Raw genomic sequence first — 12,849 nt, forward strand, 5'->3', positions numbered from 1 at the left:
TCAAATATCGAGGCGACGGCGCGCGTATTCGACGAGAATCGGCATATCCGAGAGGTGGGTGAGCTTCGCAATCGCCCGACGGTCGCCGCCGTTGATCTGTCTGAGGGTGTCCTGTCCAGTACTCCGGAGGTCGTCCATCAGCTGATCGTACCGGTCGTTCGGAGCGAGATACAGCAGTTCCGTCATCATCAGGCGGGCGTTGTGTTTCGGAGCCACCTCGCTGTGCCAGAGCTGATCGTAGACAGAGAGGTTCTCCGCGGAGGTGTCGGGTTCGTCGGGCTTGAGCGCCGAATCGGCTGTCGCGGCGGCGGCGCGGGCCGATTTCATCCCCTTGTGGATGCCCTCGCCCCACAGCGGGTCGACGGTCGGGACGGTGTCACCGATAGCCATGAAGTTGTCCGTGCTCATCGAGTCAGGCGGCTGGATGTGGGCCGACCCGCGGTGGGCCTGCGTACCCTCAATCTTTTCGGCCTCGTCGAATCTGGGGTCCGAATCGAGCCAGTACTCCAGATAGTCGTCGATGCCCATCCCGTCTTTCGCGTACTTCTGGTGGGAGCCGTTCTGTATGTAACAGAGGCCGACCTTCGCCGTGTCGTCGCCGGTGTGGAAAATCCAGGAGTAGCCGCCCGGGGCGAGGTCGTGATCCAGGCGGAGCATCATCGCGTCCCGGAGGTCGGCGTAGTCGTCGTGGTTGACTTCGACGCCCTCGAACTCGTACTCGACACCGATAGCCTGATGATCCCGCTTGAGGTTACACACGTCGAGTTTCTTCGCCAGTGGCGCGGCAGGGCCGGTGGCGTCGATGACGATGTCGGCGTACACCTCCTCGTCGCCGTCGTACCGGACGCCGACGATCTCCCCGTTCTCCATGATCGGTGCTGAGACACGGGCGTCGAAGCGGTAGGTCGCACCCTTGCTCCGACCCTCCGAGACGAGCCACTGTTTGAACTCCGCGAACTCCAGGACGGCCCCGGTCTGATTGCGGACGTAGTGGTCGTTGGGGGATTCGAGCACGACGTCGTCCGTGTAGTTCATCACCACGTCATCGGGAATCGCAAAGCCCGTCATCGCCGACATGAACGTCCCGGCGGTGGACTTGTTGCTCTGACGCGGGAACTCGTCTTCGGACTCGGTTTCGAGAACGAGCACCTCGTAGTTTCGCTCCGCTAGATCACGGGCACACTGCGCCCCAGCGGGCCCGGCTCCGGCTATCACCACGTCAAAGCGCTCGCGCATGGTTGTGGGTATTCCCTGTCGGTAATCAGTCTTTCCGAATACACCGAGGGCGGTCTCGAAAGGGTAAAGACGGCCCCACTACCATGACGGGAACACCCGGGGCGACATACAATGTTCAAGACAGGCGCGGGCGTGCTCGCGGACAGGCGGCGGCTTCCCACGGCCGTACGGGCGGTACTGGGATACTACGCGGACACCGGCGTGTTCGACGCCGGCAGCCTCTCGCTGAAATCCGAGATCGACGACCGCACCGAGGCGATGGTCGACGACGTGACCGACCGCATCGAGGACGCCCTCGAAGACGAGTTCGGCCGTCCGGTCGAGTTCTCCTATGACACGAAGCTCATCCTGCCCGCGCAGCTGACGCTCGGCTACGTCTACCGCAACGCCCGTCAGCAGGCACCCGGCGACCCCGTTATCGACGCTATCGCCGACGGCGTGCCGACTGTCGACGAGACGGCACTGGAAAAGGGGCCGGCACAGGACCTCGCGCCCCGCGAGATGGTCGTCCGCGCCGAGCAGATGACTCGCCTCTCCATCGAGGCGCTCATCGACGGCGACATGCGCGACGCCATCAACGACGACGAGTTCGAAGATTTCGAGGTTGACTTTGACGCGAGTGAAGCCGACCGCCGCCGCGTCGCCGAGGTCGCCCAATCCGCGCTACAGTCCCACCTCGACGGCCTGTTGGAGGATATGCCACCTGTCGTCGAGAACGCCTACCAGTGGGCCGTCGACTACAGCGAGGCCCATCAGGACCGCGACGGCTACTTCCGGGAGCTGATGACCGCGGCCGAGGACGGTGACGAGGACTCTCTGACCGATATCCGCGAGGAGTACAAGTTCGCCGAGTACGACGAGGAGCCGGCGACACTCACCGAGACCGAAAAGGAACTCCCCTACAGCAAGACCCAGTACGCCCGCGTCGGCGTCCTCTACGACGGGATGCTGGACCTCTACCGACTCGCCGGCCTCGATATCGACGACGAGTTCGCGAAGGCCATCGTCCTCGCCATCATCGGTGCGCAGGTGTGGCTCGACGATGTCGACGACTACGAGGACGACCGCGCGGAGGGGCAACTGACGCCAGTCACCGCCGAGTACCTGCTCGCGCCCGACGACGAAGCCGCCTATCGGCGCGTCGTCGACGTGACCGAACAGTATCTCGACCTCGCGAAGTCGTACGCGACGGCCGCCGACTCGCCGCTGACCGGCGTCGCTGTCGAGTACATCTACCGCTCCGGCGACCCGGACGTCCTACCCGGCAAGCCCGAGTAGGCGCACGAACGACAGCGACTCGACCCAAACGCCAGAGTTTATATCCCGCCGCCCGCACCGGAATTTGAATGCTTCACTCGTGGGTGGGCAGGGTCGTCGCTATCTGTGGACTGTTGGCCGTGCTGTTCGCGCTCATGGTCGGATTCGGTGCGGCCACGCCCGCTCCGGCGCTGGGTGACTACCCAGCCGAGGACGCACTGGCCGAGGACTACGACAGCCACGTCGGCGAGTACGTTCAGGTGACCGGCACGGTCAGTGGGACCAGCCCCGTCGAAATCGCCGTCGAGTACGAGTACGCTACTGGCGGCGAGCGCCACAGCGGGACGCTCACAGTCACGGTCCGGAACGTCGGCACAGCCGTCGCCGAAGGCGAATCGCTGCAGGTGTATGGCACGCTCGGCTCGGACCGGACTATCACCGCGGAGAACAGCGTGAGCGTCCCGGCGATGAACTACGCTGCGATGTACCTCGTGTCCGCCCTCGCTGGCCTGTGGACCCTCGGGCGACTGATCTGTGGCTGGCGGCTTGACTGGCAAACGGGGGCACTGTGCCGGCGTGAAGAGCCGCTCAGGCCGATACGAGCGCTCCTTACGATGATGCGGGAGGTACGTGCCTGATGCCGGATCTACTCTCGCACGCTTTCATCGCGTTCACCATCTGCACCCTCCTGTCACTGCGGTACGACTGGCTCTCTGGGGAGTACGTCACCGTTGGGATGGCCGGCGCGTTCATCCCGGACATGGCGAAGATCAAGCTTCTCGTGGATGCTGCAACCGTCGAGGCAGCACTGGATATCCCGTTCGACTGGCTGGGCGTCCATACGCTCGGCGGCGCTCTCGTCGCCGTCCTCGTCGGCGTGGTCGTAGTGAACCGCTCCGACCGACGCCGCGTGTTCGGTCTGCTGTCGCTCGGAGCGGCCAGTCACCTGTTTGCCGATGCGCTCCTGCTGAAAGCCTCTGGGCGGTCCTACGAAGTGCTGTGGCCGCTGACGCAGTACCACCCGCCGACGCCGGGACTGTATCTGAGTACGGATATCTGGCTTACTGGGGTCACCGGTTCCGTTGCAGTGGCGGCCTATCTCCTCGTACAGTACAGAGCGTAGCGCCACTTCCCTCGCCCCTCCCTCAGCGCTTCCCCAACGCCGTCTGGAACACGCGCTGGGCTCGCTCGTAGGCGGCGTTCCGGTCGACGATTGGATGTGGGTATTCCGGTGCCAGTTCCTCGCGCTCGCCGTCCGAGAGCGTCGGCCAGTCGACGATTTTGTTCGCCGGAACGTCGCGAAGCTCTGGCACATACTCCGTGACGTAGTCCGCCCCGCTGTCGTACTTGCTCATCTGTGCGACCGGGTCGAAGATACGTACGTCCACGGAGTCGGTCCCGGTCGATGCTGTCCACTGCCAGTTCGCGGCGTTGCTGGCGGGATCGTGGTCGACGAGCTTCCGGCGGAAATGACGGGCCCCCTCGCGCCAGTCCACGAGGAGATGCTTCGTGAGGAAGGAAGCGACGTTCTGACGCGGTCGGTTGTGGATGTATCCCTCCCGTTCGAGCTGGCGCATGCCAGCGTCGACGAACGGATACCCCGTTTCGCCACGCTTCCAGGCCCCGACGTTGTCCTCGTCGTTTTCCCATTCGATGGGGTTCGGGAACGCCTTGTAGTTCTCCGACAGCAATGTGGGGTTGTAGTACAGTAGATGGTAGTTCTGCTCGCGCCAGGAGAGTTCGTAGCGGTACTTCTGGATGTTCCGCTGGGCGTCGCCGGTGGCTTCGGCGTGGCGGTCGGACGCGTCGCGCCACATCTCTCGGACACCGATCATCCCCGCAGCGAGATACGGCGACATACGCGAGACGGCGCTGGTGGGCCGCTCGACGGCGGCCTGCATATCGTCGCGAGTGTCGTTGTACGTCTCGATACCACCGGCGAGAAAGTCGTCGTACCGCTGCCGTGCGCCCTCGTAGCCGGGCGTCGGCAGGTCGATATCCGTATCGATGGTCGGAGCCGTCGTCGGCTCCGAGACGTCGACGAGCGAATCCGCCTCCGGCCGGTCCACCGGCGGTAGCTTGTGGTGGGCCTGCCAGTCGTCGTAGAACCGGCTGTGGTTCTCGTATTGGCTATCGAGCCCCGCCGGGTCGACGAGTACGAGGTCGGTCAGCGACTTCGTCGGGAGCGCCTCGTCGACCCGCCGCTGACGGTTCCGCCGCGCGGGCCGGTAGTGCTCGTTGTAGTACACCTTGCTAGCGTCGTACTCCTTGACGATATCCGAGAGCACATCGACGGCAGAGCCCTCCCTGACGAGCAAGTCCCCGCCGTGGTCCCGGTAGGCCTGTTTCAGCGCTCGAACGCCGGCCAGGAGGAACGCCCGCTGTCGCTTCCCGGCGCTTGACAGCAGGTCCGTGTCGAGAACGTACACCGGCAACACCTCGTCGTCTGCGGCGGCGGCAGTCAACCCCCGGTTGTCCGGTATCCGGAGATCACGCTGGTGCCAGAAGACGTACATACCTCACATTGGGGATACCGGCATATGGGTCCGAACCCGATACTATTGTGTGTGTGAGTCAAGGCCACAGCACAGTCTGTGGTCGGGACACTGAGACCGCTACGCGGGCTTGTGAACGAGGTAGCAGTACTGCGTGAAACTGAAAAAGGTCTCCCCGTGGGCCGCCTGTTCTCGGAGGTCATCGGCCCAGGCCTGTGCCGCTGTTGGCCCGAAGCTTCGTGGTCGGCCGCGTAGTCCTCGATGAACGCCATGAGGTGGGCCGCGAAGGTGTCGTCGAGGCTGGTGTTGACGATGGCGTTCGGTTCGACCCGGTCAATCGTCAGTCCGGCCCCGCGGAGGTGCGGGGCGAGGCGGGAGCCCAGCCGCGGGTGCGGGCAGTGGTCGTCGAAGGCATCGAGAACGCGCGCCATTCGCTCGGGATTGGGGCTGCGCCACACCAGCGAAGAAAAGTCGGCGTCACAGACGACGGCAGACCCGCCGGGTCGGAGGACGCGGGCCAGTTCCGAAAGCGCTGAATCAACCGATTCGAGGTACTCAAACACCTGTACTGCGACGGCCGCGTCAACCGATCCATCGGCCACTGGGAGGTCATCGGCGTTTCCCTGTGCTAGAGTCACCTGCGGTAGCGGGGCACAGCGCGCTCGGGCGAGTTCGAGCATCGCCTTGCTCCGGTCGATACCGTGAACGTGTCCCGCATTGCCGACCGTCCAGCCGATCTCTGCCGGCTCAAAGCCCGGCCCACAGCCGATAGAGAGAACCTTGTCGCCTGGTTCGGGCGCGAACAGGTCCCGTACTCGCTCCCGTCGCGCCACGGCCGCCGGCGTGCTGTATATCGCTTCCTCTTGCCGGGCTTCCGCCTCGTCGTAGTCGAGTGTGCCGCCCATTTCCGTACACTGCCCATTCAGCTGTCATAAATAAAACCATTCGGTAGCGTTGCACTCGACTCAACTCGGCCCTGGGATTTACTACTGAGAAACCGTCACTGTTACCGGTTCAAATAGAACCACCAGTATACGGCGGCCGCAGGCCGCCGTTTCACGACTTCGCGGCGCGCCGCGAAGTCGCCTTTTTAGCGTAGATTTTTGGGCGGGGGTTGAGCGCTCGCCAGTGGCGAGCGCGAACCCCCCGTCGAAAAAGGTGGTCTAGTAGAACTCGCGGACGAGATCCATCGCGCCCTCGGGCGCGCCGTCGGGGATCTCGGCCATCGAGCCTTCGACGCCTTCGCGTTCCTCGAAGGGGACGGAGTCCTCGTCCTGGTAGAGGACGCCCATGTACTCCTTGTCGCTTTCGAGGATCTTGTCCTTGGCCTGGTCGCGGTCCGCGGGGTCGTGGTCGGTGTCGTCGAGGTCCACGATGGCGTCGCGGAAGTAGTCGTAGGTGTCGACGTCGTTGAACGTCACACACGGCGAGTAGACGTTGACGAAGCCGAAGCCGTCGTGCTCGACGGCCTGCTTGACGATCTCGGCGTGACGCTGTGCGTTCGAGGAGAACGACTGCGCGATGAACGTGGCACCAGAGGCCAGCGCCAGCGCCTTCGGGTTGACCGGCGGCTGGTTTGGACCGTCGGGCGAGGTGGATGTCTCGAAGTCCTCTCGCGAGGTCGGCGAGGCCTGCCCCTTGGTCAGCCCGTAGATTCGGTTGTCCATCACGACGTAGCTCATGTCGACGTTCCGGCGGACGGCGTGGATGAAGTGGCCGGCACCGATGGAGTACCCGTCACCGTCGCCGCCCGAGACCATCACTTCGAGGTCCGGGTTGGCCATCTTCACGCCGATGCCCACCGGCAGGGCGCGGCCGTGGACGCCGTGAAGGGCGTAGCTGTGCATGTACGTCCCGATCTTGCCGGAACAGCCGATACCGGCGACGATGAAGGTGTTGTCGGGGTCGTTGCCCGTCTCCGCCAGCGCCTTCATCATGCCGTTCATCGTCCCGAAGTCACCGCAGCCGGGACACCAGGTCGGTTGCTTGTCGGATTTGAAGTCTGTGAAGCGAACGTCGGAACTCATTGTGTTGCCTCCGCGGGTGTGTCAAGCGTTTGCTTGATCTCTGTCGCCAGTTCGTCTGCCTTGAACCGCACGCCGTTGTACTTGTTGATGCGCTGAACCCGTTCGAGAACGTCGTGTTCGATGACGTCCGCGAACTGGCCGGTGGCGTTACACTCGACGACGATGACGTCCTCTGCGGCTTCGATCTCTTCGGAGAGGTCCGGCCGCGGGAAGATGTACGGCACCGAGAGGAACCGCACGTCGTAGCCGTCCTCCTCCAGCAGTGTCAGCCCCTCGCGCAGAGCCCCCTCGTTGGAGCCCCAGGAGATGACGAGGGTGTCGGCGTCGGGGTCGCCGAACTCGCGGTAGTCGAAGTCTTCCTGCTCGCGGGCGGTCTCGACTTTCCGCTGGCGCTTGTCGACCTGTTCGATGCGCACGTCCGTGTCCTCGGTCCGGCGACCGAGTTCGTCGTGTTCGAGGCCGGTCGTCATGTGCGCGCCGTCGGTCGTGCCGGGGAACGCACGCGGCGAAACCCCGTCGGCGGCCGCGAAGTGGGCCTGGAAACGGCCCTTCTCGTCCAGCCAGGTGTCGATCTCGTCCTCGTCGACGACCTTCCCGCGGTCGATCTCGACCTCGTCCATGTCGAAGGTGTCGGGCGAGAACGTCTGTTCCGTCACGGCCATCGCGAGGTCCGAAACGAGGAACACCGGTGTCTGGTACTTCTCGGCGAGGTTGAACGCCTCGACGGTCTTCCAGAAGCACTCCGAGACGGTCGTCGGCGCGACGACGAAGCGCGGAATCTCGCCGTGGCCGCCGTACAGCGTCATGTTGAGGTCGCCCTGTTCCTGCTTGGTCGGCATCCCGGTCGAGGGACCGGAACGCATCACGTCACAGATGACCAGCGGCGTCTCGCTGGTGGCGACAAGCCCGAACGTCTCGGTCATCAGGTCGATACCCGGACCGGACGTAGCGGTCATGGCTCGGGCACCGGCGCGGGCCGCACCGAGGGCCATGTTGATGGCGGAGAGTTCGTCCTCGGCCTGGACGACCTTGCCGCCGAACTGGTCGACGCGGCCGGTCATGTACTCCATCACGTCCGTCGCCGGTGTGATGGGGTAGCCGGAGTAGAAGCGACAGCCGGCGGCGATAGCGCCCATGCCGATGGCCTCGTCGCCGTTGAGGAGCACGTAGTCCTCGTCGGTGGTCTCCATGTCGTAGTCGAACTCGCCGTACTCCTCCTGGACGTAGTGTTGTCCCTTCCGGGCGGCTTCCTTGTTGTTCTCGACGATGGCCTCGCCCTTGTCGCCGAAGCGCTTTTCGAGGCTTTCGTCGAGGTTCTCGATGGGGAAGCCGGTGACCTCACACGCCGCACCGAGGGCGACGACGTTGAGCATGATGGCCCCACCCGCGTCCTCGGCGAGTCGTTTCAGCGGTACTTCGAGTGCCGTCGCGTCGCCGGGCACTTCCACGTCCTGCATCGTCGAGCGCTCGCCGTCGTAGATGATGACGGAATCCTCGTGGAGTTCGTCCTCGTTCTCGTGGATGGTGCGCTCGGTGAGTGCGATCAGGATGTCCAGGCGGTCGACGACACTCTCAACCCGGTCGACTGACGTCCGTACCTTGTAGGCAGTGTACCCGCCGCGGATGCGGGAGGCGAAGTCCTTTGAGGTGAAGACGTGTCGACCAGCCCGGGAGAGTGCCTGCGCGAAAATCTTCCCGGTGGAGTCGATTCCATCGCCGGCTTCGCCGCCGATGGCCCAGTTCAGGTCCTCTGGCATTATATCCCTCGGGTAGCCAGCGTGGCAGGAAAAGCCTTCCGTAACCGCCCGCGCGCGCACTACTCGGTTTCGAGTGAATTCCGCCGTAGTTTCGAGTGAAAACCGGCATAATAACCCGTCTGTGGGAAAGAACCGGCAATTAACACCGAATAACGTGACACTCCGCGACCGTAACCCCCTTGCCCAGTCACGGTCACTTGCCGGTATGGATGAACGAGTCCTCGACGTGGTTGCCGTCCGAGACGTCGGACCAGACACCGTGGCGATTGACTTCGAGACGCCGGACGCCTTCGACGCACAGCCGGGTCAGTTCGTCAAGCTGACGCTGACCGTTGACGGGGAAGACATCTCGCGGTTCTACACCATCTCCTCACCGACGGTCGAGGAGGCGTTCGAGATTACTGTCGGTATCGACCCCGACGGCGAGTTGGCACCACAACTCGGCGCGCTCGAAGCGGGCGACGGCGTCCGCATCGCCGGCCCGTTCGGTTCGGATTACTACGAGGGCGAGAGCCGCGTCGTCGTGCTCGCCGGCGGTCCCGGGGTCGGCCCGGCGGTCGGGATCGCCGAGCGTGCGCTGGACGACGGCAACGAGGCCGCAGTCGTGTACCAGGACGACGCGCCGATCCACGAGGACCGACTGGACGCGCTCGCCAAGGCCGGGGCGCTCGTCTCGGTCATCGACGACGACGAGCCCCTGACTGAGCCGGTCGCCGAGGCCGTCGAGGACGGCGGTCAAGTGTTCATCTACGGCTTCGCGGACTTCCTCGAGGCCGCCGCGGAAGCGCTCGAGGCCGCCGGCGTCAGCACTGACGACGCGAAGGTCGAGAACTTCGGATAGGTCGGTCGAGGGCCGTGTCGCCGGGCGGTCCTGACTTCACCGATGGATAACCGAGAGCGATGTTAGCTTTCATCACCAGCGTCCGGCGCTCGAACAGTGATCACCGGCACCGGCGAGGTTCGGACCAGTTTCTCCGCGACGCTGCCCAGCAGGTAGCGGTCGATACCAGTGCGACCGTGAGTCCCGATGACCACGAGGTCGGCACCAGCCTCCTCGATGGCGTCGAGGATGGCCCGATACGGGACACCGTGCGTGATAGCTGTCTCGACGGTCTCGACTCCCATCCCGGAGAGCCGATCAGATGCATCCCCGACGGCATCCGTCGCGACAGACTCCAGTTCGTCGATGATAACGCTCGATCCGACATCGATGCCGAGTGATCGCGTATCCACGACCGAGACGAGATGGACGGTGGCATCGGTCGCGCTTGCGAGCGTGCCCGTCGGTTCGATAGCTGCCTCCGCACCGCTACTGCCGTCGGTTGGGAGCAGAATGTCGTCGAACGAGACGGTTCCCGGCTCCGCGTCGGCTTTGACCGAGAGGACCGGTACGTCGGCGAGGCGGACGACCTTCTCGGTAACGCTGCCGAGGAGGAAGCGCCGGACACCGGTGCGGCCGTGGGTCCCCATGACGATGAGGTCGATATCGGTCTCGTCGCCGTAGTCGAGAACCGCGTCGTGGACGACTCCCTCGCGGACCGCGGCGGTGACGGACAGGCCTTCGGTGTCGACGTGGTCGGCCTGGGACTCGACGAAGGCTTCTGCTGGGGAGTCGCCGTCGTAGTCCCAGTCGTCCGTGGGGCCGTGTTCGTCGACGACCGAGAGGACGTGGACGGCTGCATCGTGAGTGTTGGCGAGCGTCGCGGCGACCTCGAACGCGCGCTCGGAACCGGGGCTTCCGTCGGTCGGAACGAGGATTCTGTCGAACATTGGGTGTCGCTATTCACCGCCGTCGGTGATAAAGTATCGTGGCTGGGACAGGAACGTGGGAGAGCACCACTGCGTCGCAGTGAGTCCAGAACAAAACCTATAACAATCGGATGCCAACATCCCCCATGCGCGAGGCAAGTCGGACGACGCGCCAGCGCATCGCTGACCAACTACGCGACGAAGCGATGGCCGCCGGGACAATCGCGAACGAGTTCGAAATACAGACCAGCGACGCGCTCACGCACGTAGAGCATATTTCGAAATCCCTGGAATCGACCGACGAACAGCTCCTCGTCGCGCCGCCGGAGTGCGAGGAGTGCGGCTTCACGGACTTCGACGACCTGACAAACCGACCGAGCCGGTGTCCGGAGTGTAAATGCGAAGCGGTCTCGGAGCCGGCGTACCGGATCAGCTAACCGGTACGGAGTCCCGGAGAAGCCGATTCCAGCCGCTCAGTTCCCCGAGAAGCCGATTCCAGCCGCTCAGTTCCCCGAGAAGCCGATTCCAGCCGCTCAGTTCCCCGAGAAGCCGATGCGACCGCGCGAAGAGAGGTCGTGGTCGCCGGACGGCCCCTGGTTTTCGAACTCGTAGCGCTCGTCGGTCAGGTAGACGACGCCGTCCTCGGTGGTAATCGAAACTTCCTCCAGAACCGCTCCCTCGCAAGGGCCGTAGTTGCACAACCCCGAATCGGATTCGAACGTCGCCCCGTGTTTCTCACACACCAGTTCCCCATTCCGAACAGTCGCCCCACTGCCTTTGTCGAGTCGGACGTCTGTCCAGTGTGGACAGTAGTTCTCGAACGCGACGACCGCGTCGGACAACTCGACGATAATCGCCTCCTTCGTGTCGAAGCCGTCGCGAACAGTGAACAGAAAGGTTCCGTCAGCGGGCACCTCGTCCAGCGCGACGATACGGCTGTCCTCGTCCATACTACGCATCCGTACGGACGTAAGCCGTTTCAAACCGCCGATCCCGGCGAGTAACCGCGTGAAGCGCCACGGCTACTCAGACGGAAACGGCACCGAGCAGTAAGAAGCGAGGCCAGAGGGCGGCCAAAGCTCTCGTGAAGTGAGCGGCCAGCGGTCACCGGCCAGGCTGTCGATTCAGTGTCAACTGTTATCGGGGGACGCTGCGAACGCGACGCCATGGGAGATGTCGTCATTTACGGCTCGTACGGCTACACCGGCAACCTCATCGCACAGGCGGCCATCGACCGGGGGTTAGAGCCCGTACTGGCCGGCCGGAACCGGGACGAACTCTCGACGCAGGCGATCAAACTCGGCTGTGAGTCCGAAGTCGTCGGGCTGGATGAACCCAAAGTGCTCGACATGCTGCTCGACGACGCCGACGCCGTCGTCCACTGCGCCGGCCCGTTCAGCCGGACGTGGGAGCCGATGGTCGAGGCCTGCCTGCGAACCGGGACGCACTACCTGGACATCACCGGGGAGCTCGACGTGTTTGAGGCCATCCACGAGCGGGACAGCGAAGCACGGGAGGCCGGGATCATGCTCCTGCCTGGTGTCGGTTTCGACGTGGTCCCGACGGACTGCCTCGCTGCACACCTCGCCGACCGGCTGCCCGACGCCGACACGCTGGCGCTGGCGTTTCACGCGGAGATGGGCGTCTCGAAGGGAACCGCGAAGACGATGGTCGAACACATCGACGCAGGCGGGGCGGTGCGCCGCGACGGCCGCATAGAGCGAGTGACCGTCGGGAGCGAATCGCGCGAGATAGACTTCGGCTGGGGACACGATGGTACGAACACCGTCTCGATCCCGTGGGGCGACGTGTCGACGGCGTACCACACCACCGGCATACCGAACGTGACCGTGTACATGTCGATGCCGCCGTCGGCGGCCCGACAGCAGCGGTTTGCGGGGCTGTTCGCGCCCGTACTCGGTCTCCCACCGGTGAAAGCCGCGCTCAAGTGGGTCATCGAGCAGACGACCGAGGGACCCGACGCTGAAGAGCGCGCAAGTGTGCCCAGTTTCGTCTGGGGCGAAGCCAGAACTGACGACGGCGACCGCGTCGAGTCCCGACTGCGAGGGCCACACACCTACGACCTCACGGCGGCGACGGCCGTCGAAATCACCGAGCGGGTCCTTGACGGTGACGCGCCCGCCGGGTTCCAGACGCCCGCCGGCGCGTACGGTCCCGACCTGATTCTCGCTGTCGACGGTGTCGAACGCGAAGACGTGGTGTGAACGGACTACTTCGAGGTTGGTGAGAAAGTCGGGTATCTATCACAAATAAAATAGGAACGTAGAAGTGTGTCTTTCGGGAGCCGGAAACGCGGTAGAAATAGTG

12 protein-coding genes and 1 pseudogene are annotated in these 12,849 nt (G+C 64.2%); 6 read left to right on the top strand and 7 right to left on the bottom strand.

All coding sequences use genetic code 11. The features are described 5' to 3' along the window. On the bottom strand, positions 1-1,236 hold the full coding sequence (locus C442_RS08105) for a digeranylgeranylglycerophospholipid reductase (protein WP_008309398.1): 1,236 nt from the start codon (positions 1,234-1,236) through the stop codon (positions 1-3). Between the two features lie 111 nt (positions 1,237-1,347). On the opposite strand from C442_RS08105, the gene C442_RS08110 reads away from it, so the two are divergent. From C442_RS08110 to C442_RS08120, 3 genes are all read left to right on the top strand, one after another. Then, a complete protein-coding gene (locus C442_RS08110; RefSeq protein ID WP_008309399.1) occupies positions 1,348-2,514 on the top strand; it encodes a hypothetical protein in 1,167 nt (388 codons plus the stop codon). 68 nt (positions 2,515-2,582) lie between these two features. Continuing rightward, the gene (locus tag C442_RS08115) at positions 2,583-3,131 is read left to right on the top strand and encodes a COG1361 family protein (RefSeq protein ID WP_049942895.1); all 549 of its coding nucleotides are present in this window, start codon (positions 2,583-2,585) and stop codon (positions 3,129-3,131) included. Beyond that, a complete protein-coding gene (locus C442_RS08120; protein WP_008309403.1) occupies positions 3,131-3,616 on the top strand; it encodes a metal-dependent hydrolase in 486 nt (161 codons plus the stop codon). The genes C442_RS08115 and C442_RS08120 overlap by 1 nt, the downstream gene beginning before the upstream one ends. Before the next feature lie 22 nt (positions 3,617-3,638). Here C442_RS08120 and C442_RS08125 read toward each other — a convergent pair whose 3' ends face one another. The 4 genes and pseudogenes from C442_RS08125 to C442_RS08140 form a co-directional block, all read right to left on the bottom strand. After that, positions 3,639-5,009, bottom strand: coding sequence for a cryptochrome/photolyase family protein (locus C442_RS08125; protein ID WP_008309405.1), 1,371 nt, complete (start codon positions 5,007-5,009; stop codon positions 3,639-3,641). A 99-nt stretch (positions 5,010-5,108) separates the two neighbouring features. Continuing rightward, positions 5,109-5,893, bottom strand: a pseudogene (locus C442_RS08130) (methyltransferase domain-containing protein). 258 nt (positions 5,894-6,151) lie between these two features. Continuing rightward, a complete protein-coding gene (locus C442_RS08135) occupies positions 6,152-7,015 on the bottom strand; it encodes a 2-oxoacid:ferredoxin oxidoreductase subunit beta (RefSeq protein WP_008309410.1) in 864 nt (287 codons plus the stop codon). After that, positions 7,012-8,772 (bottom strand): 2-oxoacid:acceptor oxidoreductase subunit alpha, encoded by a 1,761-nt coding sequence (locus tag C442_RS08140; protein WP_008309411.1) that lies wholly within the window; start codon positions 8,770-8,772, stop codon positions 7,012-7,014. The genes C442_RS08135 and C442_RS08140 overlap by 4 nt, the downstream gene beginning before the upstream one ends. A 205-nt stretch (positions 8,773-8,977) precedes the next feature. Between C442_RS08140 and C442_RS08145 the strand changes: the two genes are divergently transcribed. After that, positions 8,978-9,613 (top strand): FAD-dependent oxidoreductase, encoded by a 636-nt coding sequence (locus tag C442_RS08145; RefSeq protein ID WP_008309412.1) that lies wholly within the window; start codon positions 8,978-8,980, stop codon positions 9,611-9,613. 62 nt (positions 9,614-9,675) lie between these two features. On the opposite strand, the gene C442_RS08150 is transcribed toward C442_RS08145, so the two are convergent. Next, the gene (locus C442_RS08150; protein WP_008309413.1) at positions 9,676-10,542 is read right to left on the bottom strand and encodes a universal stress protein; all 867 of its coding nucleotides are present in this window, start codon (positions 10,540-10,542) and stop codon (positions 9,676-9,678) included. Positions 10,543-10,667: 125 nt separating this feature from the next. On the opposite strand from C442_RS08150, the gene C442_RS08155 reads away from it, so the two are divergent. Further along, on the top strand, positions 10,668-10,958 hold the full coding sequence (locus C442_RS08155) for a transcriptional regulator (RefSeq protein WP_004592932.1): 291 nt from the start codon (positions 10,668-10,670) through the stop codon (positions 10,956-10,958). Positions 10,959-11,054: 96 nt separating this feature from the next. Here the strand turns inward: C442_RS08155 and C442_RS08160 are convergent, their stop codons facing one another. Beyond that, the gene (locus tag C442_RS08160) at positions 11,055-11,471 is read right to left on the bottom strand and encodes a Rieske (2Fe-2S) protein (RefSeq protein ID WP_008309414.1); all 417 of its coding nucleotides are present in this window, start codon (positions 11,469-11,471) and stop codon (positions 11,055-11,057) included. Between the two features lie 216 nt (positions 11,472-11,687). Here C442_RS08160 and C442_RS08165 point away from each other — a divergent pair, with 216 nt between their 5' ends. Continuing rightward, positions 11,688-12,746, top strand: coding sequence for a saccharopine dehydrogenase family protein (locus C442_RS08165; RefSeq protein ID WP_008309415.1), 1,059 nt, complete (start codon positions 11,688-11,690; stop codon positions 12,744-12,746). The last annotated feature ends 103 nt before the right edge of the window (positions 12,747-12,849 follow it).

The organism is Haloarcula amylolytica JCM 13557, from assembly GCF_000336615.1.
Taxonomy (GTDB): domain Archaea; phylum Halobacteriota; class Halobacteria; order Halobacteriales; family Haloarculaceae; genus Haloarcula; species Haloarcula amylolytica.